The following is a 26,928-nucleotide window of genomic DNA, read 5'->3' on the forward strand; positions in this document are numbered from 1 at the left end:
TGTGCCTGGATGTCACGGTGCCACATTCCTCCCCGCCGGCACAGCCGGAGCGCGTACCGGGCGGGTATCGGCCGGGTCGTGCCGGGTCAGGCGCCGGTGCTCGCCGAGGCCGACGCCGGGGCGCTGGTCTCCGGGGCCAGGCTGCTCGGCGCGGTGCTCGGCACCGCGCTGCTGGTCGTCGGGCTCGGCGCGCCGGAGAGCGACGGGCTCGGTGACGGCGACGGGCTCTGCGACGGCGACGGCGACGGCGGGGGCGTGGTTGGCGTGGTCGGCGGCCGGGTGGGCACCTTCGTGGAGGTGGGCTTCGGCGCCGGGGTGGTCGGCTTCGGCGACGTCGACCCCGTCGGCTTGGGGGCCGGCGTGGTGGGCGTGACGGGCGGCGGAGGGGTGGCCGGCGCGGGTACCGCCCCGACGACGCGGGTGGCGGCGTACAGGCCGGACCACCGGACCGTGGAGATCTTGACGACGTCGCCGGTGGACGGTGCCTGCACCATCTTGCCGCCGCCGATGTACATGCCGACGTGGTGGATGGTCGTCCAGCTGCTGCCCGAGGCGAAGAAGAGCAGGTCGCCGGGGAGCAGGGCACTGCGGTCCACCGAGCGGGCCCGGGTGGCGTAGTACTGGTCCCGGGAGACGCGGGGCAGGTCGTAGTAGCCGGCCGAGCGGTACGCCGCCCACATCAGACCGGAGCAGTCGAACCGGTCCGGCCCCTCGGCCGACCAGAGGTACGGGTCGCCGAGCTGCGCCAGCGCGTACCGGACGGCGGCGAGGGCCTGCGGGCTGGCGATCAGGCCGGTGGCGCTCTGCCCCTCGACGTACGCGGCACCGAGCTTCTGCTCGGCGGCCTCCTGCTGCCGTTCCAGCTCGATCAGCTGGGCCTGGTTGTCCGCGCGGAGCTTGACCAGCTTCCGCTCGTTCTCCCGCAGCGCCTTCTCCACCGCGGTGAACTGCTCCTCCGCCCGGCGGACCCGGTCCTGCGCGGAGGCGACCGCCTGGGTGGCGACCTGCTCGGCGGTGCGGGTACGGGACAGCTCGCCGGTGGCGGCGGTGGTGGTGTCCTCGGCCTGCTCGCCGCGGGAGATCCGCGACAGGCGGCTCAGCCCCTCGAGGTCCTCGGCGATCTCGCCGGGCGGCAGGGCGGCGGCGGCCTTGAAGGCGTCGGCGGCCACGGAGTCGGCGCGCTGCTGGGCGGCGGCCAGGGCGTCGCGGGCCCGGGCCAGCTCACCCTCGGCTGCGGTGAGCTGCGTGCGGGCGTCGTCGCGCTGCTGGCGGAGCCCGAGCAGCTGGTCGCCGAGCTGGCCGTTCTGCGTCTCGAGGGCGGTGATCTGGGCCAGCAGCGGGCTGGCGACGACCCCGCCGACCGGCAGGGTCGGCCCGCCGGTGGGCAGGCCGGTCACGCCGCCGGACAGGCCCGGGGCGGCACCGGGCAGGCGCAGGCCGCCGGTGGCCACCGGGCGGGAGCCGGTGTCGGGAACGGCGTTGGGCAGCGCCGGCTCGGCGTACGCGGGGGTGGCCAGGGCCATCGCGGCGACGGCGCCGAGCAGGGCCGACCAGAGCGCGGGACGCAGCACCGGCGAGATCACCGGGCTCCTGCGTCGTCGCTGCCGTCGCCCGTGCCCGCTGTCGACCATTCCGCTCCCCGTCCGGCGCGCTCGTGCCGCGCACGGTGGGCGCGGCGACCGGGACGCTACCAGTGTGTGTCGCGCCCCACCCTGTCTTACCGCACCGAGGCAGCGATGTCGATGCATCGCCCGGTCACGGGAACCTGAGAGTCCGGTGAAGTACGTCGCTGGCGGTGCCCGTGCTGCCGGCTCGTCGGGGGCCCGACGTAGGCTCGACCGGGACACAGGTGGAAGGGACGTGGCTTTCGATGGACGCCGGACTCAAGCGCGAGCTCGAAGCGAAGGTGTACGCCGGTGAGCGGCTGACCCGGGAGGACGGGATCGCGCTCTACGACAGCGACGACCTGGCCTGGCTGGGGCGGCTGGCCCACCACCGCCGTACCGAGCTCAACGGCGACCGGGTGATGTTCAACGTCAACCGGCACCTCAACCTGACCAACGTCTGCTCCGCCTCCTGCGCGTACTGCTCGTTCCAGCGCAAGCCGGGCGAGAAGGACGCGTACACGATGCGCATCGACGAGGCCGTACGCAAGGCCAAGGAGATGGAGGACGAGCAGCTCACCGAGCTGCACATCGTCAACGGCCTGCACCCGACCCTGCCGTGGCGCTACTACCCGAAGGTGCTGCGCGAGCTGAAGGCGGCGCTGCCGAACGTCAAGCTCAAGTGCTTCACCGCCACCGAGGTGCAGTGGTTCGAGAAGATCAGCGGGCTGAGCGCCGACGCGATCCTCGACGAGCTGATGGACGCCGGCCTGGAGTCGCTGACCGGCGGCGGCGCCGAGATCTTCGACTGGGAGGTCCGGCAGCACATCGTCGACCACGAGTGCCACTGGGAGGACTGGTCGCGGATCCACCGGCTGGCCCACTCGAAGGGCATGAAGACCCCGTCGACGATGCTCTACGGCCACATCGAGGAGCCCCGGCACCGGGTCGACCACGTGCTGCGGCTGCGCGAGCTGCAGGACGAGACCGGCGGCTTCGCGGTCTTCATCCCGCTGCGCTACCAGCACGACTTCGTCGACTCGGCGGACGGCAAGATCCGTAACCGGATCCAGGCCCGCACCACGATGGCGTCGCCGGCCGAGTCGCTGAAGACCTTCGCGGTCTCCCGGCTGCTCTTCGACAACGTGCCGCACGTGAAGTGCTTCTGGGTGATGCACGGCCTCTCGGTCGCCCAACTGTCGCTCAACTTCGGAGTGGACGACCTGGACGGCTCGGTCGTGGAATACAAGATCACCCACGACGCCGACTCGTACGGCACCCCGAACACGATGCACCGGGACGACCTGCTGCACCTGATCTGGGACGCCGGCTTCCAGCCCGTCGAGCGGGACACCCGCTACAACGTGGTCCGGGAGTACGACAAGGCCCCGTCGCTGGCCGAGCGGCGTTCCGAGCCCCAGCAGGTCTGGGCCTGATCCGGTCGTATCCTCGTAACACCATGACCGAGCAGCGGAGCGGATTCCCCCGGCGGGACGCCGAGGGGCGCGTCCTCACCCTGGGCGACCTGCTCGGGGTCAGCCTCGCCGGGTGGGTCATCGGGATGCTGGCGCTGGTGCTGTTCGACTGGGCCTTCGCGTCGATCGGCGCGGGGGATTTCGGGCGCACCAACGGCTGGCTGGCGGTGATCCTGCCGGCGTGGCTGTACTGGGACGACTTCCGGGCCTGGGAGTTCGGCGCGGCCCGGGTGGTGGCGGCGCTGGTCGCCGCCGTGGTCGCGGTGGTCGGCGGGCTGCTGGTCGCCGGGGTGGCGGGCGGCCTGGCGCCGCTGCTCACCGGCGGTCTGGCCGCCCTCGCGTTCACCCTGGTGTACGCGGTGCTCTGGTTCCCTGGCGTGCACTGGCTGGCCCGACGCACGGGCTGAACCCGACCCGGGTCACCCCGGCGGCGGAGAACGGAGTGGAAACGTGAGCGCGGCGGTCAAGTACACGCTGGGCCGGATCGGGCTGTTCGTGGTGGTCGTGCTGGCCCTCTGGCCGGTCGACATGAACGTCTTCCTCAAGCTGATGCTGGCGCTGGCGTTCTCCGCCGCCGCCTCGTTCTTCCTGCTGCGCGGCTGGCGGGACGAGATGGCCGAGGAGATGGCCCTCGCGGCCGAGCGGCGGCGCGCCGAGAAGGAGCGGCTGCGGTCGGCGCTGGCCGGCGACGACCAGCCCGACCAGGCGGACCCGCACCGCGAGGGATAGCCGGCGACGGGGCAGCGAAATCGGGGCGGCCCCGCTAGGGTCTGCCGCCATGGACAAGATCAACGGGTGGCGGACGAAGGTTTTCGTCTGGATCGGGCTGCCGGTCATCGCCGCCATCGGGCTGATGATGGGCGCCACCGACCTCGTGCCGGCCTGGCAGGCCAAGGGCGGCAGCGGTACGGCGGGAACCTTCACGGCCGTGAATGAGGAATGCTCACGGCGCAACTGCGAGTGGCACGGGGACTTCGTGGCCACGGACGGCGGTGCCCGGCGCGCCGACGTCATCCTCTACGACGCGCCGGACGGCCTTGCCCAGGGCGACCCGGCCCCGGCCCGCGACACGGGCGCCCGCAAGGGCGTCTTCTCCACCACGGGCGGATCCACGTACCTGCTGGCCACGGGGCTGACCCTGGCCGGGGTGGTCGCCGCGGTGGCCTGGGTGGTCATCCTGGTCCGCACGGTCCGTCGGCGGCGGGCCGCCGACGAGACGTCCGCTCCGCCCACCACGTTCGCCCCGTCGCGCTGAGCCAGGGCCAGGAATCCGGACGGCCCGCCCTGACCGGCGAGCCCCTACCGAACAAGCCCCAGCGACGAGCCCGGCACGGAACTCGTGCCGGGCTCGTCGCGTCGGTGCCGGCTGTCACCAGTTGGTGGAACCCGCGACAACGGGCCACGGCACGTCGGTCGGCTTGATCAGGTAGGCGATGCCGCCGGAGCCGCTGCCGGTGCCGCCGCTGGCGGTGGTCCGCTTGGTCCGCAGCCAGATCTGCTCGAACTGCTCCCGCTGGTAGACGTTCCGGACCGCCTCATTGCTGGACGAGGCGGGGTCGTTGGCGATGACGTCGCCGTCGGCGGTGAAGCCGACCACCACCATCAGGTGCCCGGAGGTGCCGTAGCCCGCCCCGTCCAGCTCGCTGGCGAGGAAGGACTGGCTGGTCACGACGGGGATGCCGGCGGCGATGAAGCGCTCCAGCTCGTCCAGCGAGTGCAGCCGGGTCACCCGCCCCTCCAGGCCCGGGAAGCTGGCCGCGTACGCGGTGTTGAAGGGCCAGTTGCCGGCGCCGTCGTACTGGTAGTCGTAGGTCATCCGGGCGGCGTGGTTGACCGTCGGGTCCGGGTACGTCGGGTCCACCCAGGACGTGTCGGCCGCCGAGGGCCTGCGGCCCCAGTACTCGACGACCATCTCGGTCGAGGTGGGCGAGCACCAGGCCTCGCCGCCCCCGTCGTACTCCGGGTAGTGGCCGGAGTGGATGTTCTGCGAGTAGCGCGGCACGGCCAGCTCGGTGCCCCAGGCGATGCCGCCGGCGCTCGGCGTGACGGTGAACCGGTCGGGCACGTGCGAGCTCATCGCGCCGACCGTGCGGACCACCGGCGACGCGGTGCCCGCCGGGTCCCGGTAGAGGGTCAGTCGCAGCTGGTACGCCCGCAGCAGCACCCCGGCGGCGGCGTCGTCGATGGCGAAGGTGTCGGTCCAGATGCTCGAGGTCTTGTCGCCCTGCCTGTCGACGGTGGTCCGCTTGATGTCGGCGTCGCCGGAGGCCCAGCGCCCCATCACGTACCAGGGGGTCTGGTTGCCGGTGGTGTAGGTGCCCTGGAGCTCGACCTGGATCCAGGTGCCGGCCGGGGTGTCGGCGTTCCAGGAGGTGACCAGCTCGGTGGCGTCGAAGCCGATCTGGGTCACCGTTGACGTCCAGGTGCCGTACGCCCAGCTCCGCTTGGTCTTGTTGTGCGGGTCCTTGTAGACGGTGGTGCCGACCGGGCTGCCGAGGGTGAGTCCGGCGGCGGTGACCACCGTGCCGGCGGCGTCGCCGGTCGCCCAGTCGGTGTCGCTGGTCCAGTCCTGCCAGGTGATCTGCTCGTCGTGGACGAGGGCGGTGACCGGATCGGCCTGCGCCGGAACGGCGGTGCCGAGGAGGGTGAGCGCGGCGACGCCGGCGAGGGCGACGGCGCGCAGGGATTTGCTGGCCATGGCAACTCCGCGAGGTGAGGAATCGTTGCCGTTCACTGTCCCGCTCGGAGGGAAGTTCCGCCAGATGTCTGGACATGGAAAATTATTGCCGGCGAGAGGATCTGGCTGAGATGGACCATGGAAGTGATGAATGTTGATATGACCATGTGACTCCTGGTGAAGTGTGCGGACAACGGGATCTCCCGTACCCCGAGGAGGTTGTCCATGGCCCTCCGCACGTTCCCACTCCGCCGCCGGCTGGCGCTGGCCGTCGCCGTCGGGCTCGGCCTCGTCACCGTCGCCACCGGGCCGGTCTCCGCCCGCCCCGCCCCCGAACCGGAACCGGCCGCCGCCGGCTACCGGGTGCTCGGACCACGCACCCTGGCCGACCGGAACGCCGTCGCCCGCACCGGCGCGGCGATCGACTACTCCGAACACGGCATCCTGCACGTCTCCGCCACCCGGGCCGAGGCGGCGGCGATCACCCGGCTCGGCTTCCGACTGGAGTCGGAGCCCGCGCCGACGCATTCCCACGACGAGGCCGGCACCCTCGCCTTCCCACCGGCCGACTCCAACTACCACGACTACGCGGAGCTGACCGTCGTCGTGAACCAGGCGGTCGCGGACCACCCGGCCATCGCCCGCAAGATCAGCATCGGTACGTCGTACGAGGGCCGCGACCTGATGGCGGTGAAGATCTCCGACAACGTCGGCACCGACGAGAACGAACCGGAGATCCTCTTCAACGCCCAGCAGCACGCCCGGGAGCACCTGACCGTCGAGATGGCGATCTACCTGCTCAACCTCTTCACCGACAGCTACGGCAGCGACTCCCGGATCACCAACATCGTCAACTCCCGGGAGATCTGGATCGTCCCGACGGTCAACCCCGACGGCAGCGAGTACGACATCGCCACCGGCTCGTACCGCTCCTGGCGGAAGAACCGGCAGCCCAACAGCGGATCGACCTATGTCGGCACCGACCTGAACCGGAACTGGTCGTACCAGTGGGGCTGCTGCGGCGGCTCGTCCGGCAGCACCTCGTCGGACACCTACCGCGGCCCGTCCGCCTTCTCCGCCCCGGAGACCAGCGCGCTGCGCAACTTCGTCAACAGCCGGGTGGTCGGCGGGACGCAGCAGATCAAGGCCAACATCGACTTCCACACCTACTCGCAGTTGGTGCTCTGGCCGTTCGGCTACACCACCGCGAACACCCCCACCGGAATGAGCGCCGACCAGTACAGCACCTTCGCCACCATCGGCCAGCAGATGGCGAACACCAACGGCTACACCCCGGAACAGTCCAGCGACCTCTACATCGCCGACGGCACCAGCATCGACTGGATGTGGGGCGCGCACGGCATCTGGGCGTACACCTTCGAGATGTACCCGGGCTCGGCCACCGGCGGCGGCTTCTACCCGCCGGACGAGGTGATCCCCGCGCAGACCTCCCGCAACCGCGAAGCGGTGCTGCTGCTCTCCGAGTACGCCGACTGCCCGTACCGGGCGATCGGCAAGCAGTCCCAGTACTGCGGCGGCGGTGGCGGCACCACGGTCTGGTCGGACACCTTCGAGACGGCCACCGGCTGGACCACCAACCCGGCCGGCACGGACACCGCCACCACCGGGGTCTGGGAGCGGGGCGCCGCCCAGGCGACCAACTCCTCCGGGGCCAAGCAGCTCGTCCCGTACGCCGGCGCCAACGACCTGGTCACCGGCCGGCTCGCCGGCACCGCGGCGGGTGACCACGACGTCGACGGCGGGGTGACCAGCGCCCGTTCCCCGGCGGTGACCCTGCCGGCCACCGGCACGCTGACCCTCTCGCTGGCCTGGTACCTGGCGCACGGGTCGAACGCCTCGTCGGCGGACTACCTGCGGGTCAGCGTGATCCACAACGGCGGCACCAGCACGCTGCTCAACCAGGCGGGTGCGGCCACCGACCGGGACGCCGCCTGGGCGGTGGCGAACCTCAACCTGACGCCGTACGCCGGGCAGTCGGTGCGGATCGTGGTGGAGGCGGCGGACGCCTCCGGCGCGAGCCTGGTCGAGGCGGCTGTGGACAACGTCACCATCACCAGCTCCTGATAGCCGGGTGGGGTCCCGTTCCGCCCCCGGCGGGACCCCACTCACCCCTCCCGTCCGGACGATCTCCGCTGGTCGTGCGCTACCGTGGCTCCGACCAACCGCAGCGAAGCCGGTGCGAAACCGGCGCTGTCCCGCAACTGTGATGCCCCGCCCGCGCGGGGACGAGCCAGGTCGCCTGCGTCGGTGGTCGCGACACGCGCTCTCGAGGAAGGGCGCCTCGCGGACGGGTGCGCAGGTTCCTGTCGGCGAAGCACCACGCTCCTCGACCGACAGGAGGACAGATGTCCGGACGTACCCCCCGGCTGCTCGCCGCGACCCTCGCGGTGGCCGCACTGACCCTCGGCGCCTGCGCCGAGAAGACCTCGAACGACACCCCCGCCGCCGGCAGCAGCGCGTCGGCCACCTTTCCCGTCACGGTCGGCAAGCTGACGCTGGAGAAGCGCCCCGAGAAGATCGTCTCGCTGTCGCCGAGCGTGACCGAGATGCTCTTCGCCATCGGCGCCGGCAAGCAGGTCACCGCCGTCGACGACAACTCGAACTACCCGCCGGAGGCGCCGAAGAGCGACCTGTCCGGCTTCCAGCCCAACGCCGAGGCGATCGCGGCCAAGACGCCCGACCTGGTGGTGCTCTCCAACGACACCAACAAGATCGTCGACCAGCTCACCACGCTGAAGATCCCGGTGCTGCTCACCCCGGCGGCGGCCACCCTGGACGACTCCTACCGGCAGATCACCGACCTGGGCGCGCTGACCGGTCACCCGGCCGAGGCCGCCGACGTCACCAAGCGGATGAAGGACGACATCGCCAAGCTGGTCAAGGACCTGCCGCAGCGGTCGGAGAAGCTGACCTACTACCACGAGCTGGGCCCGGAGCTCTACACCGCGACCAGCAAGACCTTCATCGGCTCGATCTACGCCCTCGCCGGCCTGGAGAACATCGCCGACGCCTCGGACGCCGACGGGAAGAACGGCGGCTACCCGCAGCTCTCCCAGGAAGTGATCGTCAAGGCCGACCCGGACTTCGTCTTCCTGGCCGACACCAAGTGCTGCCAGCAGACCCCGGAGACGGTCAGGGCCCGCAGCGGCTGGGCCGGCATCACCGCCGTCAAGAACAACCAGGTGGTCGTCCTCGACGACGACATCGCCTCGCGCTGGGGTCCGCGCGTGGTCGACCAGCTCCGCACGGTCGTCGACGCGGTCGCCAAGGTGCCGGCGTGACCGTTCGCCGCCGGTGACCGTGCGACCCACGCGACCCCGATCGGCCGGGACGCCCGACGCGTCCCGGCCGACCGGCGTGCCCGCCTCCCGCCACCCCGCCGGCCCCGCGTCGGACGGCCCGGCCTCGGCGTCGGGTCCCGGCCGGCCGGCCGTCGCGCCGCCGGTCGCCGAGCCGGCGCCCGCCGGTACGGCCAGGCCGGCCGGGCTGCGCCGGCGCTGGCTGGCCGCCGGGCTGGTCGCGGTGCTGGTCGCGGTCGTCGCCGGGGTGTCGCTCGGCCCGGTCAGCCTGCCGCCCGGCAGCGTCGCCGCCGAACTGCTCAACCTGCTGCCCGGGGTGCACCTGGACAGCGGCCTGACCGCCGGTGAGATCGCCATCGTCACCGAGCTGCGGCTGCCCCGGGTGGTGCTCGGCCTGCTGGTCGGCGCGCTGCTCGCGCTGGCCGGCGGCGCCTACCAGGGGGTGTTCCGCAACCCGCTCGCCGATCCGTACCTGCTGGGCGTGGCGGCCGGCGCCGGGCTGGCGGTCACCGCGGTGATCTCCCTCGGCGCGGCTGGTGCGGCGCTGACCGGGCTGTCGCTGACCGTGCCGCTGGCCGCGTTCGTCGGCTCGCTCGGCGCGGTGGCGATGACGTACGTGCTCGGGGTGGCCGGCGCGCGCGGCCGGTCCCCGGCGACGCTGATCCTGGCCGGGGTGGCGGTCTCGGCGTTCCTCTCGGCCGGGCAGACGTACCTGCTGCAACGGCACTCGGACAGCATCCAGCTGGTCTACTCCTGGCTGCTCGGCCGGCTCGCCACCGCCGGCTGGCACGACGTGCTGCTGGTCCTGCCGTACTTCGTGCTCACCGCGGTCGTGGTGCTGCTGCACCGCCGCGAGCTGGACGTGCTGTCGCTCGGCGACGACGAGGCGGCCAGCCTCGGGCTGCACCCGCAGCGCTCCCGCTACCTGCTGATCGCCGCCGCCTCGCTCGGCACCGCGGCGGCGGTCTCCGCCTCCGGGCTGATCGGCTTCGTCGGGATCATCGTCCCGCACACCGTGCGGCTGCTCGCCGGGTCCAGCTACCGGGTCATCCTGCCGCTGTCGATGCTCTTCGGCGGCGCGTTCCTGGCGCTGACCGACGTGGTGGCCCGCACCGTCGCCGCCCCGGCCGAGATCCCGATCGGCGTGGTCACCGCGCTGCTCGGCGGCCCGTTCTTCGTCCTGGTGCTGCGCACCTCCCGGCGGGTGCTGTCGTGACGCCCGCCGTCGAGGTCCGCGACCTGCACGTGCGGCTGGGCGGCGCGCCCATCCTCGCCGGGGTCGACCTGACCGTCGCGGCCGGCGAGTGGGTCACCGTGATCGGCCCGAACGGCGCCGGCAAGTCGACCCTGCTGCGCGCCGTCGGCGGCCTGCTGCGCGCGCCGCACGCCGTCTCCCTCTTCGGTACGCCGCTGCGCGCGCTGCGCCCCCGGGAGCGGGCCCGGGTGGTGGCCACCGTCGCCCAGTCCCCGGTGGTACCGGCCGGGATGTCGGTGCTCGACTACGTCCTGCTCGGCCGCACCCCGTACATCCCGCCGCTGGGGCGGGAGTCCGCCGCCGACCTGGCCGCCGTGCGGGAGGTGCTGGACCGGCTGGACCTGGCCGCGTTCCACGGCCGGGAGCTGGCCACCCTCTCCGGCGGCGAGCGGCAGCGGGTCTTCCTGGCCCGGGCGCTCGCCCAGGGCGCCACCCTGCTGCTGCTGGACGAGCCGACCAGCGCGCTGGACATCGGCCACCAGCAGGAGGTGCTGGAGCTGGTCGACCAGTTGCGGCGGGCACACGGGCTGACCGTGTTCGCCACCATGCACGACCTCTCCGTCGCCGGCGAGTACGCCGACCGGCTGGTGCTGCTCGCCGACGGCCGGGTGGTCGCCGCCGGTCCGCCCCGCGAGGTGCTCACCCAGGAACTCCTCGCCACGTACTACCGCGCCCACGTGCGCGTCATCGACGGCGACCACGGCCCGCTGGTGGTGCCGATCCGCCCCCGCTGACCCGGCCCTCCCGCCGGATCATGCCGGGGTGGACAGGGCGATGACGGAGAAGAGGGCGCCCTGCGGGTCGCGGAGGGCGGCCAGGCGGCCCTGGGGGATGTCCCGGGGCGGGACGAGGATGGTGCCGCCGATCGCGGCGGCCCGGGCGGCGGTCGCGTCGGTGTCCGCCACCGCGAAGTAGATCGACCAGTAGGCCGGCATGTCGGCGGGGAAGTCGTCGCCGAGCGGCGGCATCATGCCGGCCACGATCCGCGCCCCGCACCGCCAGCCGGTGTAGGGGACCGGATCCATCGGCTCGTCCTCCGGGTGCCAGCCGAAGACCAGCTCGTAGAAGGCCTTGGCACCCTCCGGATCCGGGGTGACCAGCTCGTTCCAGCACATCGCGCCGGGGACGTTGAACAGCTCCGCGCCGGTCATCGCCATCGGCTGCCAGACGCTGAACACCGCACCGGCCGGGTCCGCGAAGACTCCCATCCGGCCCTGGTCGAAGACGTCGAACGGGGCGACCAGCACCTGCCCGCCCGCCGCCTCGACGCGGGTGGCGGCCAGGTCGGCGTCGTCGGTGGCCACGTACGTTGACCAGATCGGCACCTGGTCCGGGGTGGCCGGCGGTCCGGCGCCCGCCACCGCCCGGCCGTCCTTGAGGAAAATGGTGTAGCCGCCCGCCTCGGGCTGCGGCGAGACCCGGCCGGTCCAGCCGAACAGCTCCGGGTAGAAGCGTTTCGCGTCCTCCAGGTCGGGGGTGGCCAGGTCGGCCCAGCAGGGCGTGCCGGGCTCGACGCCGCTCACGATGGCCCCTTTCCGCCGGTGGCGTCCGTCGACGGCACGCCCTGCCGGCATCCTGGCACCGTCCCGCCCTCGGGTGCGGGGGAAACGGACGAAAGGTCAGCCGTACCGGCGACGCTCAGCCGGCCGGGTCGGTCAGCGGGGCGGGCAGCGGCGCGGTGTGCAGCACGGCCAGCCGGGACACCGCCCGGGTCAGCACGACGTAGAGGCGGTGCAGGCCACGCGGTTCGGCGGCGACGATCGCGGCCGGCTCGACGACCACGACGTGGTCGTACTCCAGGCCCTTGACCAGCGTCGCGGGGACGACGGTGACTCGCGCCGCGGTCTCGACGTCGTCGGCGGTGGCGGTCGGGACACCGGCGGCGGCCAGCGCCGCGCGGAGCCGGTCCACCGCGTCGTCGGCGGCGATCACGCCGACCGAACCGTCGTGCGCGAGCGCCGCCCGCACCTCGGCCACGGTCGCCGCGTCCAGGTCCGTCACGGTACGCACGTCCAGCCCGCCGTCGCGGCGCAGCGACCGCGCCGGGGGTACGTCGACGGCGAGCGCGGGCAGCAGCCGGTTGGCGAACGCGACCACCGCCGCCGGCACCCGGAAGCCGACGCTCAGCGGCACCACCGCCGCGTCCGGCTTGCCCAGGTGGGTCAGGGACTCCCGCCAGTCGGTGGCCGCCCAGGGGGCGGTGCCCTGGGCCAGGTCGCCGAGGAGGGTGATCGAGCCGTGCTCGCTGCGCCGGGCGATGGCCCGGCACTGCATGGGGGAGAGGTCCTGCGCCTCGTCGACCACCACGTGCCCGAAGCCGGCGGGCCGTTCGATCAGGCCGGCGGCCTCGTCGATCAGCACCGCGTCGGCGGCGGTCCACTTCGTCGTCCTCGGGGTACGCCCGAGCTTCGTCCCGGTCCGCGCGGTGGTGCCGGTGCCGGCCAACAGCGCCTGCTCCTCCGCCGTGAGCAGTCCGTCGGCGGCGGCGGCGAGCGCCTGCGGGTCGCCGAGCAGCGTGTGCACCAGCCCCTCCGGGGTGAGCGCCGGCCAGACCGCGTCCAGGAAGGCGGTGACCGGCCGGGCCTTGGCCATCCGGCGCAGCCAGGCGTCGCTGGGTGACTCGGCCCGGCGCGCCTCGGCCTGGCGTTGCAGCAGCCCCACCACCCGGGCCCGGACGCGGTCGCGGCCGGTGGCGTACGGCAGGCCCTCCCGGCGGGTCTCCTCGACCACCCGGTGCAGCGGGTCGAGGCCGATCCGCCAGCGGAACGAGCCGTCGGAGACCATGATCGGCTCGGTCGGCGCGCCGATGTGGGCGTCGACGGCCCGGCGCAGCACCGCGGCCATCCGGACGTCGTGTTTCAGCGTGGCCACGGCGGGGTGCTCGACAGCGCCCACCGGCACCCGGGTGACCAGGTCCTCGACCGTGGCCTGCTCGACCTCGACCTCGCCGAGCGCCGGCAGCACCGCCGCGATGTACGACAGGAACGCCCGGTTCGGCCCGACGATCAGCACTCCCGAGCGGCGCAGCCGCTCCCGGTGCAGGTAGAGCAGGTACGCGGCCCGGTGCAGCCCGACGGCCGTCTTGCCGGTGCCCGGCGCGCCCTGCACGCAGATCGAGTCGGCCAGGTCGGCCCGGACCAGTTCGTCCTGCTCGGGCTGGATGGTGGCGACGATGTCGCGCATCGGGCCGACGCGCGGGCGCTCGATCTCGGCGGTGAGGATCCGACTGGCCGTGCCCAGCTCCTCGCCTCGGTCGAGGTGCTCGTCCTCGAAGCTGGTCAGCGCGCCGCCGCTGAACCCGAACCGCCGCCGGACGGCGACGCCCTGCGGGTCCCGCGCGCTGGCCCGGTAGAACGACCGGGAGATCGGGGCCCGCCAGTCCAGCACCAGCGGCTCGCCCCGGTCGTCGGTGACGTGCCGCCGGCCGACGTGGTACTCGCGTCCGGCATGGTCGGGATCCGTGTGGCCGAAGTCGAGCCGGCCGAAGAAGAGCGGGGTGGTCGGGTCGTCGGCCAGTTCCTTGACCCGCCGGGCCATGTGCCGGCCGAGCTGCTCGGCGGTGTAGGCGTCCCCGGCGACCTTGTCGCCGGTGGCGAAGAGGGCTTCGGCGCGTTCGCGCATCCGGCGCAGCGCGGCGCGGGAGGTGTCCAGGTGGGCCCGCTCGGCGGCGAGTTGCGCGTCCAGGGCGTCGGCCGGTTCGGTGTCGGCGGCGGTGGAGGGTCGGACGGGGTCGGTGGTGGGCGTGGCGGCACGGGTCATCCGAGGCGACCTTCCGGTGGCGTTCGTGTGATCGGTTGACCTGGGCCGCCCGGCGCTCCGTCAGACGCGGTACCGGCTGTGCCCGGTGAGGAAGAGGCGCGCGGTCCGCGCGCGGCGCTCCACGTTACGCCTCACCGTTGGCGGCGGCCACGCATTTACGCCGACCCGCGGTCGCACATGCCGCGCCCGCCGGTCCGGCGCCTGCGCCCGAGCTACTGGCCGGCGTCCGGAGCCGGGCGGCAGCCCGGCCGTCGGGAGGTTGCGGTGCTCTACACGTCGCTTTGGAGCTGATGTCGCAAACGATTCGGCCCCGGCTCGGCACGACCTTGGCATCGCACAGCGCGGGCGACAGTCGTGACGGCACCCGGTCCGGTGAGTCGTTTACGTCATCAGGTCCACAGCGTGCTGCAAGGACCCAGCCGGTGGGTGCGGGCAGTCGGCAGGGGCGTGGAGCGGCAGGCCGTGTCGGGCGGGACCGGAACGGTGCTGGTCCCGCCGGGCGGCGGGGCGGGATCATGTGGGGATGACGGAGGCGCGGCCCGAGCAGCGCCGGATGACGATCAGCGACCCGCAGGTGATGCGGGCACTGGCCCATCCGGCCCGAATCGCGATCATGGAACACCTGAGCACCCGGGAGGGCGGCGCGACCGCCACCGAGTGCGCCGAGGTCGTCGGCATGTCGCCGAGCGCGACCAGCTACCACCTGCGGGCGCTGGCGAAGGCCGGCCTGGTGGAGCAGGCGCCCAGCCGCGGCGACGCGCGGGAGCGGGTCTGGCGCACGTTCAGCCACGCCTGGATGGTGGATGCGGGCCAGGACGCGGGCCCCGAGGCCCGCGCCGCCGAGCAGGCGCTGGTGGAGGCGCACGCCGCCCGCGACATGGAGCGCACCCGGGACTGGTTGCGGCGCGCCGGGGGCGAGCCTCCCGAGTGGTACGACGTGGCGCTGTTCAACGACAGCCTGCTGCTGCTCACCGCCGCCGAGTTGGCCGAGCTGAACGAGGCGGTGCTGGCCCTGTTGCGGCCGTACCGGCAACGGAACCGGCAGGCCGACCCGCCCGCCGGGGCCCGCTCGGTGGCGGTCCAGTACAAGGCGGTGCCGCTGGCGTAGGGGGTTGAATCGATCAGGTGTGAAGGATTATTTTCGAAGTATGTCCTTCACACCTGACGGTTCCCGGTGGTCCGACGTCTGGCTGGCCGCCACCGCGCGCGGCACCACCATCTGCGGCGACTTCCTCGCCGCCACCGCGCTCGCGCTCGCTCTCCAGGCCGCCGGCGCCAGCGGGCTCGCCGTCTCCGGGCTGCTGCTGGCCGCGACCCTGCCGCTGGTGGTGCTCGCCCCACTCGCCGGGCGGCTCGCCGACCGGGTGGACAGCCGCCGGCTGCTGGTCGGCGTCGGGCTGGTGCAGGCCGCGCTCTGCGCCCTGCTCGCCTTCGCCGAGCATCCGGTCCTGGTGATCGGGCTGGTCGCGCTGCTCGCCTGCGGGCTCGCGGTCACCCAGCCCTGCCTGGCCGCCCTGCTGCCGGCGATGGTGCGCCCCGACGACCTGCCCCGGGCCAGCGCGGTCAACCAGACCGCCGTCTCCCTCGGCGCGCTCGCCGGCCCGGTGCTCGCCGGGCTGCTGGTCGGGCAGTTCGGCACCCGCGTACCGCTGCTGCTGGACGCCGTCAGCTACCTCGCGCTGGTGGTCGCCGGCCAGCTGCTGCGTACCCGGCGGGGTGGCCGGCGGACCGTTACCGCCACGGCCGCGACCACCACCGGACCGGCGCCGGCCTGGCGGCTGCGCCGCGACCCGCTGCTGCTGGCCATGGTCGTCACCACGGCCGCGGTGATCGCCGCGATCGGCGGCATCAACGTGATCGAGGTGTTCTTCATCCGCGACACGCTGGACAGCTCGGCCACCGTCTACGGGCTGGTCGGCGCGGCCTGGATGGCCGGCATGCTGCCGGGCAGCTGGCTCGCCGCGCGGCTGGCGCGCCGGCTCACCGACGACGCCGCCCTGGTGTACGGGGTGCTGGCCACCCTCGGCGGCTGCAGCCTGATGGTGGTGCTCGCCTCCGCCGTGCCGGCGGCCGGACTGCTGGTCCCGCTCTGGCTGGTGGGCGGCGCGGCGAACGGCGGGGAGAACGTCTTCGCCACCGTGCTGACCGCCCGGCGGGCCCCCGAGGCGCTGCGCGCCCGGGCCTACGCCACCTACGGCGCGGCCGTCCAGGGCGGTTCGATGGCCGGGTACCTGGGCGGCGGCGCGCTGCTGGCGGTGCTGCCGCCCCGCCCGTTGATCGCGGTGGCCGGGGTCGCCGGCCTGCTGGTCGTGCTCGCGTTCGTGCCCATCGTCGTCCGCGCCGTCCGGCGCGCGGGATCGGCCGTCGGCCCGGCCGAGCCGGCAGCGCCGGCCGAGCCCGGTGTACGGGCGGTGGATGCGGAGTTGGCCACTCCGGTGCCGGGCCGCTGAGCAGGCCGAGGAGCACGGGGCTACGGTCGGGTCATGGTTGAACGCGTGGCGCGCCCCCGGGTCGGGCACATCCAGTTCCTGAACTGTCTGCCCATCTACTGGGGGCTGATGCGCTCCGGCGCGCTGCTCGACGTCGACCTGCACAAGGACTCACCGGACCGGCTGAGCGCCGCGCTGGTCGCCGGCGACCTGGACATCGGGCCGATCTCGCAGGTGGAGTACCTGCGGCACGCCGACGAGCTGCTGCTCCTGCCGGACCTCGCGGTCGGCAGCGACGGGCCGGTGCTCTCGGTCAACGTGGTCTCCACGAAGCCGCTCACCGAGCTGGACGGCGGCCGGGTCGCGCTCGGCTCCACCTCGCGTACCGGGGTGCTCCTCGCCCAGCTCCTGCTCGGCGAGCGGTACGGCGTCCGCCCCGACTACTTCCGCTGCCCGCCGGACCTGACCCAGATGCTGCTGGAGGCGGACGCGGGCGTGCTCATCGGCGACGTGGCGCTGCGCGCGCTCTACGAGGCCCCGCGTCGGGGGCTGGAGGTCACCGACCTCGGGCAGGCCTGGCGGGAGTGGACCGGGCTGCCGATGGTCTTCGCCGTCTGGGCGGTACGCCGCGACTTCGCCGCCGCCCACCCGGGCATGGTCAAGGAGGTGCACGAGGCGTTCCTGCGCTCCCGTGACCTGTGCCTGGCCGAGCTGGACCAGGTGGCTGAGTCGGCCGCCCGCTGGGAGCCGTTCGACGCGGCGACCCTCGCCACGTACTTCCGTACCCTCGACTTCTCCCTCGGTGAGCGGCAGGTGGCCGGGCTGCGCGAGTTCGCCCGGCGGGCCGCGGCGATCGGCGAGGCCCCGGCGCTGCCGGACGGCGGTCCCGAGTTCTTCGCCGGCTGACCGCGCCGACGGGCTGATCGACACCGCCACATCGGCGCAAGGGCGGGAAGCGGCTCAGGTGGCCGGGCGGAGCACCGCCTCGGTGATCTTCTGGCAGTTCTTCATGCCGTACTCGTAGCCCATGCCGACCGGGTAGCGGCCCATCACGCCCATCGTCCAGTTGTCGCCGATGGCCAGGCAGTTGACGTGCATCTCCTGCTCGCGGGTCCGGTCGACCCAGCCGTTCTTGATGGCGATGGTCTTCCGCTCCGCGGCCGGGAACGCCTTGCGGATGCCGAAGTCGCCGGCGCCACGGACCTGGCGCATCTCGTTGAGCAGCCACGTGGTCCACTTCGGGCCCGCCGCGCGACCGTCCTTGATGCACGCTCCCAGCCGGGCGGTGTCCCGGGGGGAGAGGTTGGTCCGGCTCCAGCCGCCGTCGGCGGCCGGACCGCTGTCGGTGGTCTTGCAGATGGAGACCATCCGCTTGATCGACGCGGACCGCCCGATCGAGTTGTAGAACTGCTCGGCCCGGGTGTTGTCGCTGTCCCGGATGATCCGGGTGGCATCGGCGAGCTTGGCGCCGCTCGGCGTCTGCCCGGCCTCGGCGGCCTTGCGCAGGTAGTCGGCGACGATCCAGGACTTGATCAGCGACGCGGTGGTACTGGTCTCGTCCATGTTCTCCGAGCCGATGATCTTCCCGGTCCGGGTGTCCAGCACGCTCCAGGCGTACCAGCCCTTGATGTCGAGGTCGATCTGCTGGTCCGCGAACGGCAGCGGCTCCAGCGGCGGCGTCGGGGACGGGGTCGGCTTCGGGCGGTTGCTGCGGTCGGTGGGCTGGCCGGTGGAGCGGTCCGGGGTGGGCTCGCCCCAGTGCGAGGCGGCGGCCGACTGCAGCGGTGAGCCGGGCAGCAGCCGCAGCGACACCAGCACCAGGCCGATCAGGATGGCGGCGACGGCGGCCAGTCTCAGCGGCGTGGCGTTGCGCCGGTCACCACGGCGGCTGCCGGCCATCAGAGCTTCCCGACCGGCTGCTGCGGCACCTTCAGCGCCGCACCGGGCTGCGGCGTGACCAGCTGGGTCGCGACGCTGGCGCAGACCTTCGCGCCGTACTCCAGCTTGCTGCTCTGCGGGTAGCGCAGCATCACCGCGAGGCTCCACTTGTCGGTGACCGCGAGGCAGCTGACGTGCCAGTTGCCGTCGTAGCTGAGGGGGGTCCAGCCGTTCTTGATGGCGACCGGGCCCTGCGCCTTGATCTCGGCGGGCAGGCCGTCGACGATGCCCCACTTGCCGCCGCCGGACCTGGCCTGCTGCACCTTGACGCTGCCGCGGACCTGCGCCATCTCGTTGAGCACCCACTTGGTCCATTTCCGGCCGGCCGCCTTGCCGTCGGCGATGCAGTCGCCGAGCCGGACCGCGTCCCGGGGGGACATCCGGGTGAAGCTCCACCAGCCCTCGTAGGTGGCCACGTTGCCGCGCTTGGTGTCGGTGAGGCCGCAGATGCTGATCGCCCGCTTGACCACCGGGCCGGGCTGCCCGCCCGCCGGCACCTTGTACGAGCCGCCGGCGGCCTTGTAGACCCGGTTCGCCGCGTCGTCGTTGCTGTCCCGGATCGCGAGGCTCGCGTCCCTCTTGAGCGAAGCCGAGGGCTCCTTGTCGCCGAGCTGGCGCAGGTAGTCGGAGACGATCCAGGCCTTGAGCATCGACTCGGTCGAGCTGGTCGAGGCCAGGTTCTTCGAGCCGGAGATCTTTCCGGTCTTCCGGTCCATCAGGGCCCAGCCGAAGAACTCGCCCTTGAAGTTGACCGAGACCGGGCCGGCGGCCAGCGTCGGCGGCGGGGGCGGGGTGGGCGTCGGGGCGGGGACCTGCGCCCCGCCGCCACCGATGCCGCCGAGGCCGCTGCCGTCGCCGGCCAGCTTCGCGTACGCGGTGGGCACCAGCAGGCCGGCGCCGAGCAGGACCGCCAGGACGGCGAGCACCATGGTCACGCGAGATCGCATGAGTGGGTGAGCTCCAGATGTCAGGGCCGGGGGGCCGGCTGTTTCCGCATTGGTCGGCTCGACCGCTGAGGCCGGGGGATGGCCGTCGTCGTGGTGCGATCGTCAGCAGCCGATCGGTGGTGACCGGGGGAAGTCTACGTCCGGGCGGGCGACTCGCCAGAACTCGACGCACGGCAACTTGCCGTGAACCCGGGATAAACAGCAGATTTGCCGGCCTTGGGGGGATTCATCTTCGGTAAGTGACGCATGTCACAGGTGGAAGCCGGTGCGGGTGTCCACCCAGCGCGGCTGTCCGGTGACGCAGAGGCTTCTCGCAATCCTGTTACACCCTCTGGTGTCATCGGGGATGAGCTGTAACACTTGGACCATGTATGGCAACGACTTCGCCGCCGAGGGGGACGCTCCCGGTGGTGACCTGCTCGGTCAGGTCGAGGCGGCCGAGGCGGCGCTGCGCGAGGCGGCGGCGCGCGGTCGGCGCGGCGCCCCGGAGCCCGGTGCGGACCTGGCGGCCTACTTCGCCGAGGTCATCGACGCGGACCAGAAGATCGAGCCGCGCGACTGGATGCCCGAGGCGTACCGCCGGACGCTGATCCGGCAGATCGCCCAGCACGCGCACTCCGAGATCATCGGCATGCAGCCCGAGGGGAACTGGATCAGCCGGGCCCCCTCGCTCAAGCGCAAGGCGATCCTGCTGGCCAAGGTGCAGGACGAGGCCGGCCACGGGCTCTACCTCTACGCGGCGGCCGAGACCCTCGGCATCAGCCGGGACGAACTGGTCGAGATGCTGCTCAACGGGCGGCAGAAGTACAGCTCGATCTTCAACTACCCGACGCTGACCTGGGCCGACGTCGGCGCCATCGGCTGGCTGGTGGACGGTGCCGCGATCGTCAACCAGGTGCCGCTGTGCCGCTGCTCGTACGGGCCGTACGCACGGGCGATGATCCGGGTCTGCAAGGAGGAGTCGTTCCACCAGCGGCAGGGCTACGAGATCCTGCACACGCTGGCGCACGGCACCCCCGGGCAGAAGGCGATGGCCCAGGACGCCGTCGACCGCTGGTGGTACCCGTCACTGGCGATGTTCGGCCCGCCGGACGGCGACTCGACCCACTCCGCGCAGTCGATGGCCTGGAAGATCAAGCGCTTCTCCAACGACGAGCTGCGCCAGCGCTTCGTGGACATGTGCGTGCAGCAGGCCGAGATCCTCGGCCTCACCCTGCCCGACCCCGGCCTGCGCTGGAACGACGAGCGCCAGGCCTACGACTACACCCAGCCGGACTACGACGAGCTGATGCGGGTGATCAAGGGCGAGGGCCCGTGCAACCGGCAGCGGATGGAACACCGCCGCCGCGCGCACACCGAGGGCGCCTGGGTACGTGACGCCGCCGCGGCGTACGCCGCCAAGCGGGCGCAGCAGAGGGAGAAGGTGGCCGCATGAGCAAGGAGTCCTCGCCGCTGTGGGAGGTGTTCGTCCGGGCCCGGCGCGGGCTGTCGCACACCCACGTCGGCAGCCTGCACGCCCCCGACGCCGAGCTGGCCCTGCGCAACGCCCGCGACCTCTACACCCGCCGCCAGGAGGGGGTGTCGATCTGGGTGGTGGCGGCGAGCGCCATCACCGCGTCCAGCCCGGACGAGAAGGACGCCTTTTTCGACCCGGCCGCCGACAAGGTCTACCGCCACCCCACCTTCTACGAGGTGCCGGACGGGGTGGCGCACCTGTGAACGGCCCCTTCGACTTCACCCTCGCGCTCGCCGACGACGCGCTGGTCGCCGCGCAACGGCTCGGCGAGTGGGCCACCCACGCGCCGGAGATGGAGGAGGACATCGCGCTGGCCAACATCGCCCTCGACCAGCTCGGCGCGGCCCGCCTGCTGCTGTCGTACGCGGGCGAGCTGGAGGGCGCCGGCCGGGACGAGGACGCGCTGGCGTACCTGCGCGACGACCGTGAGTTCCGCAACTGCCTGCTGGTGGAGCTGCCCAACGGCGACTTCGCGGTGACCATGGTGAAGCTGCTGCTGCTCTCGGCGTACCAGTTGCCGCTCTACACGGCGCTGGCCGGGTGCGCCGACGAGCGGCTGGCCGCGATCGGCGCCAAGGCGCGCAAGGAGTCCGCCTACCACCTGGACCACAGCTCGCTGTGGGTGAAGCGGCTCGGCGACGGCACCGAGGAGTCGCACCGCCGGGCCCAGGCCGCGCTGGACCAGGTCTGGCCGTACCACCACGAGCTGTTCACGGCGGACCCGGCGGCGCCGGTCGACCCGGCCACCCTGCGAGCCGACTTCGACACGTGCGTGTCCGCCGTGCTCGACGAGGCGACGCTGACCCGCCCGGAGACCGGCTGGGCGCCGGCCGGCGGGCGGGCCGGCGTGCACACCGAGCACCTGTCGTACCTGCTCGCCGAGATGCAGGTGCTGCACCGCGCGCATCCGGGGGCGAGATGGTGAGCGCGGCGCGGCGGAGCTTCGCGGACGGACGATGGCACCGGTGACCGACCCCAGGGCGGCCGTGGCGGCGGTGGTGGACCCGGAGATCCGGGTCATCACCATCGACGAGCTCGGCATCCTGCGGGCGGTCGACGAGGACCCGGCCACCGGCCGGGTCGTCGTGACCATCACCCCCACCTACACCGGCTGCCCGGCGATGGACGTGATCCGCGCGGACATCCGCCGGGCGCTGGCCGCCACCGGTCACCCGGACGCCGAGGTGCGCACGGTCTACAGCCCGGCCTGGAGCACCGACTGGATCTCCGACAGCGGGCGGGCCAAGCTGGCCGCCGCCGGCATCGCCCCGCCCGCCCCGGCCCGGACCGCGACCGTGGTGCCGCTGACCCTGGCCGTCCGCTGCCCGCGCTGCGGCTCCCCGGAGACCGAGCAGGTCAGCCGCTTCGGCTCCACCGCGTGCAAGGCCCTCTGGCGCTGCCGCGCCTGCTCCGAACCCTTCGACCACCTGAAGGCGCTGTGACTGTCACCATCACCCGACCCGTCCGCCGCCGGCCGGTCTTCCACCCGCTGGCCGTCGCCGCCGTCGACCGGCTCACCGACGACGCCGTGGCGATCACCTTCGCCGTGCCCGAGGAGCTGCGGGAGACCTTCGCGTTCTCCGCCGGCCAGCACCTCACCGTGCGCCGCGCGGGCGCGGACGGCGCGGAGGTGCGGAGGTCGTACTCGATCTGCTCGACTCCGGACGAGCTGGCGCGGCACGGCCGGCTGCGGATCGGCGTGCGGGAGATCCCCGGCGGCGCGTTCTCCGCGTTCGCCTGCGGGGCGCTGCGTGGCGGTGACACCGTCGAGGTGCTGCCCCCGCTGGGGCACTTCACCACGGCGTTCGCGCCGGAGCGGGTCCGGCACTACGGCGCGGTCGTCGCCGGTTCCGGCATCACCCCGGTGCTCTCGCTGGTCGCGACCGCCCTGGCCGTCGAGCCGGCCAGCACCTTCACCCTGGTGTACGGCAACCGCACGGCCAACACGGTGATGTTCGCCGAGGAGCTGGCCGACCTGAAGGACCGCTATCCGACCCGGCTGCACCTGGTGCACGTGCTCTCCCGGGAGCAGGGCGAGTCGCCGCTGCTGTCGGGGCGGATCGACGCCGAGCGGCTGGGCCGGCTGCTGGAGACCATCGTGCCGGGCGACGCCATCGAGGAGTGGTTCCTCTGCGGCCCGTACGGCATGGTGGTGCCGGCCCGGGAGCTGCTGACCGGGCGCGGCCTGCCGGAGTCGGCGGTGCACACCGAGCTGTTCCACGTCGATGCCCCGCCGGAGCCGGTGCGCCGCCCCGGTGACGAACCGGGTGCCGGGGCGGAGGTGACGATCCTGCTCGACGGCCGGTCGTCGAGCTTCACGATGGGGCGCGACGAGCGGGTGCTGGACGCGGCGCTCAAGGTCCGCAGCGAGCTGCCGTACGCCTGCAAGGGCGGCGTCTGTTCCACCTGCAAGGCGAAGGTCGTCGACGGGGCGGTGACGATGGCCCGCAACTACGCCCTGGAGCCCGACGAGGTGGCCGCCGGGTACGTGCTGACCTGCCAGTCCAGCCCGACGACAGACAAGCTCACCGTCGACTACGACGCGTGACCTGTAGAACGTTTCGTTCTACACTCGTGTGATGGAGCAGATCGCGGTTCGAGAACTGAACCAGCACACGAGCAGGGTTCTGGCCCGGGTGCGCGCCGGTGAGACGGTCGAGGTGACCGACCGGGGGCAACCGATCGCCCGCCTCGTTCCTGTTGTGGCCGGCGATGCGCTCCTCGGTCGGCTGGTCACCGAGGGGCGCGCCGCCGCGCCGACCGCCACCGGACCGCTGCCGATGCCGCCGGTCCTCGGTGACCCCACGGTCGACGTCGCGGCCACCCTGGCCGCATCCCGGGAGGAAGAGCGCTGGTGATCTACCTGGACTCGGCGGCGGTGATCAAACTCCTTCGCCGCGAGCAGGAGACCGAAGAACTGGTCACCTGGCTCAACGACAAATCCGGGTTGTCCCTGGTCTCCTCGGCGCTCGTGGAGGTTGAGGTGCCGCGAGCCCTTCGTCGCGCCGCGCCGCAGGCGCTGGTTGGCGTCCCCACGGTGCTGGCGCGGCTGTACCGCGTGGAGATCGACGGGACAATCCGTGCGGCCGCCGGCGCCTACCCCGATCCTTTGCTGCGCAGCTTGGATGCCATCCACCTCGCCACGGCGCAGATCCTGGCCGCTCAGGCGGGCGCCGACTTCGCCGCCTTCGTCACCTACGACCGTCGGCTGCTGGACGCGGCGAAGAGCACCGGCCTTCCCGTCGCCAGCCCGGGCATGGCCTGAGTCCCGTCGTGGGGCCCACGTCACCGGGGGCGGAGCGGCGTGCCGGCCTCCAGAGGGGCGACGTAGGCTCGGAGGCGTGACGGTGAGCCGGGAGATCGACGACATCCTGCAGCGCGGCGCGGACGGCGGGCGGATCACGCCCGAGGAGGCCCTGCTGCTCTACACCGAGGCGCCCTTCCACGCGCTGGGCGAGGCGGCGGACGCGGTACGCCGCCGGCGCTACCCGGACAACATCGTCACGTACCTGATCGACCGCAACATCAACTACACCAACGTCTGCGTGACGGCGTGCAAGTTCTGCGCGTTCTACCGGGCCCCCAAGCACAAGGAGGGCTGGACCCACCCGACCGAGGAGATCCTGCGCCGGTGCGGCGAGGCGGTCGAGCTGGGCGCCACCCAGGTGATGCTCCAGGGCGGCCACCACCCGGACTACGGCGTCGAGTACTACGAGGAGCTCTTCTCCTCGGTCAAGCAGGCGTACCCGCAGCTCGCCATCCACTCGATCGGGCCGAGCGAGATCCTGCACATGGCCAAGGTCTCCGGCGTGAGCCTGGACGAGGCCATCGCCCGGATCAAGGCGGCCGGGCTGGACTCGATCGCCGGCGCCGGCGCCGAGATGCTGCCCGACCGGCCACGTAAGGCCATCGCCCCGCTCAAGGAGTCCGGCGCGCGCTGGCTGGAGGTCATGGAGCTGGCCCACCGCCAGGGCATCGAGTCGACCGCGACGATGATGATGGGCACCGGCGAGACCAACGCCGAGCGGATCGAGCACCTGCGGATGATCCGTGACGTGCAGGACCGCACCCAGGGCTTCCGGGCGTTCATCCCGTGGACGTACCAGCCGGAGAACAACCACCTCAAGGGCCGCACCCAGGCGACCGCGCTGGAGTACCTGCGGCTGGTCGCGGTGGCCCGGCTCTTCTTCGAGACCGTGCCGCACCTGCAGGCGTCCTGGCTGACCACCGGCAAGGACGTCGGCCAGCTCTCGCTGCACATGGGCGTGGACGACCTGGGCTCGATCATGCTGGAGGAGAACGTCATCTCCTCGGCCGGCGCGCGGCACCGCTCCAACCTGCACGAGCTGATCGCCATGATCCGCTCGGCGGGCCGGATCCCCGCCCAGCGGGACACCCTCTACCGCCGCCTCGCGGTGCACCACACCCCGGCCGACGACCCGACCGACGAGCGGGTGGTCTCGCACTTCTCCTCGATCGCCATGCCCGGCGGCGGCGCCGGTAAGTCGCTGCCGCTGGTCGACGCCCGCTGACGGGCGGCGACCGGAGCCGACAACACCGGGGCACGGAAGACGCCGGTCAGGGAAGCGGGGATCGGCGGCAGTCGGGATGGTGACCGGACGACGCACGGGGCAGCGCGGCGGATGATCCGCCGCTAGCCTGCGCCGTACCTGTCGTCTTTCCCACGGGGGGAACCCTTCCATGATCTTCCGCAACCGGCCGTTGGCGCGGCTGGGCGCCGTCGCGCTGCTCGCCTCCGGCGCGTTCACCGTCCTCGGCACCCCGGCGTACGCCGCCAACCCGGCCACCGACCTGTCGCTGGACGTCGTGGGCACCCGCGTCGCGGCGGGCACCCCGGGCAAGATCGCCTTCGCCAAACTCTCCAACAAGGGCGAGAACACCCCGACCGAGGTCGTGCTCGCCGTCGATGTGTCCAAGCTGGACTCCACCAAGGTGGACGTCATCCCTCTGCTCGAACAGTGCGAGGAAATCACGGTCGAGGGGCGGCGCACGTGGGCGTGCGCGCTGACCAAGGAGGAGATCCCGACGCCGGGTGCGACCCTCGAGCTGCCGGCGCTCGCGTTCAAGGACACCGACGCGGTGACGGGCGAATACTCGGCGCCCGTCACCTTCCAGATCCAGTCGGAGAATGACACCGACACCGCGAACAACTCTCGGACCACCCAGGTGGAGTTCACCGCCGAGAACGGCGTCGACCTGCTGGTGCTGGCGCCGGACGTCCGTACCCAGATCTTCTGGCGGGCCAACGGCGAGCCGGACGTGAAGAAGCCGACCCTGAACCCGGGTGACGAGACGACCGTCTTCGCGCTCATCCTCAACCAGGGCGACATGATCGCCGACGGGGTCGACCTGAAGATGTCCCTGCCCAAGGGCGTCACCTTCAGCCAGGACCTGAAGGAGTGCGAGTACACCGCCGACCGGCGTACCGCCGACTGCAGGAGTGGCCTCACCCGGCTCAAGCCCGGCGCCGACCTGTACGGCGTCTTTCCGGTGAAGGTGGCGGCCGACGTCGATGCTCCGGTCAGCCTGACCGGCGGCGCCGTCGAGGTCAGCTCCCGGGGCGCCCTGCCGGCCAACGAGCGGAGCCTGGCCAACACCCCCAGCGAGCTGGCCTCGTTCCTCACCACGACCGCGCCGGCCGGGCTGGCCAAGGACGTGGACCCGAGCGACAACAGCGACAACTTCGCCGTGATCGTGGCCGCCCCGGCCGGCGGCGAGGGTGGCGGCGGTGGCCTGCCGGTGACCGGTCCGCAGGCCGGCCTGATCGGTGGCGTCGGTGCCGCGGTGCTGGCCGCCGGTGGCGCGCTGTTCGTGCTGGCGCGTCGTCGCCGGGTGGTCCTGGTGACCCCGGGCGACGAGAAGCCGACGGCCTGACCGGCGGGAGTGGATCGACCGGCCGCGACGAGGCCGGTGGACGCGGGGTGGGACGGGCGGCCGTCCCACCCCGCGCCGCGTCCCGGGGTCCATCCCGCCGCGACCGGAAGTCG

The 26,928-nt window shown here is 72.8% G+C and carries 26 protein-coding genes and 1 riboswitch; of the genes, 20 read left to right on the forward strand and 6 right to left on the reverse strand.

Annotation, left to right across the window (positions count from 1 at the left end; all coding sequences use genetic code 11):
* Positions 1-86: 86 nt before the first annotated feature.
* A complete protein-coding gene (locus ACTMS9_RS01850; protein ID WP_441143120.1) occupies positions 87-1,631 on the reverse strand; it encodes an NlpC/P60 family protein in 1,545 nt (514 codons plus the stop codon).
* Positions 1,632-1,870: 239 nt separating this feature from the next.
* Here ACTMS9_RS01850 and mqnE point away from each other — a divergent pair, with 239 nt between their 5' ends.
* From mqnE to ACTMS9_RS01870, 4 genes are read left to right on the forward strand one after another with little or no spacing between them, the layout of a single operon-like run.
* On the forward strand, positions 1,871-3,040 hold the full coding sequence (gene mqnE, locus ACTMS9_RS01855; protein ID WP_210774427.1) for an aminofutalosine synthase MqnE: 1,170 nt from the start codon (positions 1,871-1,873) through the stop codon (positions 3,038-3,040).
* Between the two features lie 23 nt (positions 3,041-3,063).
* Positions 3,064-3,486, forward strand: a complete 423-nt coding sequence (locus ACTMS9_RS01860) for a hypothetical protein (protein WP_441143118.1) — start codon at positions 3,064-3,066, stop codon at positions 3,484-3,486.
* A 43-nt stretch (positions 3,487-3,529) separates the two neighbouring features.
* Positions 3,530-3,808 carry a DUF4229 domain-containing protein gene (locus ACTMS9_RS01865; protein ID WP_154940412.1) on the forward strand — a complete coding sequence of 93 codons (279 nt, stop codon included), beginning with the start codon at positions 3,530-3,532 and terminating at the stop codon, positions 3,806-3,808.
* Between the two features lie 49 nt (positions 3,809-3,857).
* The gene (locus ACTMS9_RS01870; protein WP_441143114.1) at positions 3,858-4,334 is read left to right on the forward strand and encodes a hypothetical protein; all 477 of its coding nucleotides are present in this window, start codon (positions 3,858-3,860) and stop codon (positions 4,332-4,334) included.
* 114 nt (positions 4,335-4,448) lie between these two features.
* Here ACTMS9_RS01870 and ACTMS9_RS01875 read toward each other — a convergent pair whose 3' ends face one another.
* The gene (locus tag ACTMS9_RS01875; RefSeq protein WP_441143113.1) at positions 4,449-5,777 is read right to left on the reverse strand and encodes a peptidase C39 family protein; all 1,329 of its coding nucleotides are present in this window, start codon (positions 5,775-5,777) and stop codon (positions 4,449-4,451) included.
* A 204-nt stretch (positions 5,778-5,981) separates the two neighbouring features.
* On the opposite strand from ACTMS9_RS01875, the gene ACTMS9_RS01880 reads away from it, so the two are divergent.
* The 4 genes from ACTMS9_RS01880 to ACTMS9_RS01895 all read left to right on the forward strand — a co-directional run bounded on the left by ACTMS9_RS01880 (position 5,982) and on the right by ACTMS9_RS01895 (position 11,065).
* Positions 5,982-7,841 carry a M14 family metallopeptidase gene (locus ACTMS9_RS01880; RefSeq protein ID WP_441143111.1) on the forward strand — a complete coding sequence of 620 codons (1,860 nt, stop codon included), beginning with the start codon at positions 5,982-5,984 and terminating at the stop codon, positions 7,839-7,841.
* Between the two features lie 108 nt (positions 7,842-7,949).
* Positions 7,950-8,012, forward strand: a riboswitch (cobalamin riboswitch).
* Between the two features lie 110 nt (positions 8,013-8,122).
* On the forward strand, positions 8,123-9,058 hold the full coding sequence (locus ACTMS9_RS01885) for an ABC transporter substrate-binding protein (protein ID WP_441143109.1): 936 nt from the start codon (positions 8,123-8,125) through the stop codon (positions 9,056-9,058).
* 205 nt (positions 9,059-9,263) lie between these two features.
* The gene (locus ACTMS9_RS01890) at positions 9,264-10,292 is read left to right on the forward strand and encodes a FecCD family ABC transporter permease (RefSeq protein WP_441144003.1); all 1,029 of its coding nucleotides are present in this window, start codon (positions 9,264-9,266) and stop codon (positions 10,290-10,292) included.
* Positions 10,289-11,065 carry an ABC transporter ATP-binding protein gene (locus ACTMS9_RS01895; RefSeq protein WP_441143107.1) on the forward strand — a complete coding sequence of 259 codons (777 nt, stop codon included), beginning with the start codon at positions 10,289-10,291 and terminating at the stop codon, positions 11,063-11,065. The genes ACTMS9_RS01890 and ACTMS9_RS01895 overlap by 4 nt, the downstream gene beginning before the upstream one ends.
* A gap of 18 nt (positions 11,066-11,083) precedes the next feature.
* On the opposite strand, the gene ACTMS9_RS01900 is transcribed toward ACTMS9_RS01895, so the two are convergent.
* Together ACTMS9_RS01900 and ACTMS9_RS01905 are read right to left on the reverse strand one after the other, a co-directional pair.
* The gene (locus tag ACTMS9_RS01900; RefSeq protein WP_441163961.1) at positions 11,084-11,854 is read right to left on the reverse strand and encodes a VOC family protein; all 771 of its coding nucleotides are present in this window, start codon (positions 11,852-11,854) and stop codon (positions 11,084-11,086) included.
* Positions 11,855-11,969: 115 nt separating this feature from the next.
* Positions 11,970-14,090 (reverse strand): HelD family protein, encoded by a 2,121-nt coding sequence (locus ACTMS9_RS01905; RefSeq protein ID WP_441163962.1) that lies wholly within the window; start codon positions 14,088-14,090, stop codon positions 11,970-11,972.
* 523 nt (positions 14,091-14,613) lie between these two features.
* Here ACTMS9_RS01905 and ACTMS9_RS01910 point away from each other — a divergent pair.
* Genes ACTMS9_RS01910 through ACTMS9_RS01920 form a run of 3 tightly spaced genes read left to right on the forward strand, consistent with a single transcriptional unit; the run spans position 14,614 to position 17,425 of the window.
* The gene (locus ACTMS9_RS01910; RefSeq protein ID WP_441163963.1) at positions 14,614-15,198 is read left to right on the forward strand and encodes an ArsR/SmtB family transcription factor; all 585 of its coding nucleotides are present in this window, start codon (positions 14,614-14,616) and stop codon (positions 15,196-15,198) included.
* A gap of 40 nt (positions 15,199-15,238) precedes the next feature.
* Complete coding sequence (locus tag ACTMS9_RS01915) at positions 15,239-16,540, forward strand: MFS transporter (RefSeq protein WP_441163964.1); 1,302 nt, start codon at positions 15,239-15,241, stop codon at positions 16,538-16,540.
* 33 nt (positions 16,541-16,573) lie between these two features.
* On the forward strand, positions 16,574-17,425 hold the full coding sequence (locus tag ACTMS9_RS01920) for a menaquinone biosynthetic enzyme MqnA/MqnD family protein (protein ID WP_179802732.1): 852 nt from the start codon (positions 16,574-16,576) through the stop codon (positions 17,423-17,425).
* A gap of 54 nt (positions 17,426-17,479) precedes the next feature.
* Here ACTMS9_RS01920 and ACTMS9_RS01925 read toward each other — a convergent pair whose 3' ends face one another.
* Both ACTMS9_RS01925 and ACTMS9_RS01930 read right to left on the reverse strand, forming a co-directional pair.
* Positions 17,480-18,418 (reverse strand): hypothetical protein, encoded by a 939-nt coding sequence (locus tag ACTMS9_RS01925; RefSeq protein ID WP_441163965.1) that lies wholly within the window; start codon positions 18,416-18,418, stop codon positions 17,480-17,482.
* Entirely contained in the window at positions 18,418-19,404 is a 987-nt protein-coding gene (locus tag ACTMS9_RS01930; protein ID WP_441143095.1) for a hypothetical protein, read from the reverse strand. The genes ACTMS9_RS01925 and ACTMS9_RS01930 overlap by 1 nt, the downstream gene beginning before the upstream one ends.
* A 367-nt stretch (positions 19,405-19,771) precedes the next feature.
* Here ACTMS9_RS01930 and paaA point away from each other — a divergent pair, with 367 nt between their 5' ends.
* The 9 genes from paaA (at position 19,772) to ACTMS9_RS01975 (ending at position 26,815) form a co-directional block, all read left to right on the forward strand.
* Positions 19,772-20,839, forward strand: coding sequence for a 1,2-phenylacetyl-CoA epoxidase subunit PaaA (paaA, locus tag ACTMS9_RS01935; RefSeq protein WP_441163966.1), 1,068 nt, complete (start codon positions 19,772-19,774; stop codon positions 20,837-20,839).
* Complete coding sequence (paaB, locus tag ACTMS9_RS01940; RefSeq protein WP_441163967.1) at positions 20,836-21,123, forward strand: 1,2-phenylacetyl-CoA epoxidase subunit PaaB; 288 nt, start codon at positions 20,836-20,838, stop codon at positions 21,121-21,123. The genes paaA and paaB overlap by 4 nt, the downstream gene beginning before the upstream one ends.
* A complete protein-coding gene (gene paaC / locus ACTMS9_RS01945; RefSeq protein WP_441143090.1) occupies positions 21,120-21,845 on the forward strand; it encodes a 1,2-phenylacetyl-CoA epoxidase subunit PaaC in 726 nt (241 codons plus the stop codon). The genes paaB and paaC overlap by 4 nt, the downstream gene beginning before the upstream one ends.
* Before the next feature lie 40 nt (positions 21,846-21,885).
* Positions 21,886-22,362 (forward strand): 1,2-phenylacetyl-CoA epoxidase subunit PaaD, encoded by a 477-nt coding sequence (paaD, locus tag ACTMS9_RS01950; RefSeq protein ID WP_441143088.1) that lies wholly within the window; start codon positions 21,886-21,888, stop codon positions 22,360-22,362.
* On the forward strand, positions 22,359-23,468 hold the full coding sequence (gene paaE / locus ACTMS9_RS01955) for a 1,2-phenylacetyl-CoA epoxidase subunit PaaE (protein WP_441163968.1): 1,110 nt from the start codon (positions 22,359-22,361) through the stop codon (positions 23,466-23,468). The genes paaD and paaE overlap by 4 nt, the downstream gene beginning before the upstream one ends.
* 31 nt (positions 23,469-23,499) lie before the next feature.
* Positions 23,500-23,778, forward strand: a complete 279-nt coding sequence (locus tag ACTMS9_RS01960; RefSeq protein WP_441143084.1) for a type II toxin-antitoxin system Phd/YefM family antitoxin — start codon at positions 23,500-23,502, stop codon at positions 23,776-23,778.
* On the forward strand, positions 23,775-24,185 hold the full coding sequence (locus ACTMS9_RS01965; RefSeq protein WP_441143082.1) for a type II toxin-antitoxin system VapC family toxin: 411 nt from the start codon (positions 23,775-23,777) through the stop codon (positions 24,183-24,185). Before ACTMS9_RS01960 ends, ACTMS9_RS01965 begins: the two co-directional genes overlap by 4 nt.
* A gap of 76 nt (positions 24,186-24,261) precedes the next feature.
* Positions 24,262-25,452, forward strand: a complete 1,191-nt coding sequence (gene mqnC, locus ACTMS9_RS01970; protein ID WP_210774444.1) for a cyclic dehypoxanthinyl futalosine synthase — start codon at positions 24,262-24,264, stop codon at positions 25,450-25,452.
* A 169-nt stretch (positions 25,453-25,621) separates the two neighbouring features.
* A complete protein-coding gene (locus ACTMS9_RS01975; RefSeq protein WP_441163969.1) occupies positions 25,622-26,815 on the forward strand; it encodes an LPXTG cell wall anchor domain-containing protein in 1,194 nt (397 codons plus the stop codon).
* The last annotated feature ends 113 nt before the right edge of the window (positions 26,816-26,928 follow it).

Origin of the sequence: Micromonospora sp. L31, from assembly GCF_052068075.1 — a bacterium.
Taxonomy (GTDB): Bacteria; Actinomycetota; Actinomycetes; order Mycobacteriales; family Micromonosporaceae; genus Micromonospora; species Micromonospora purpureochromogenes.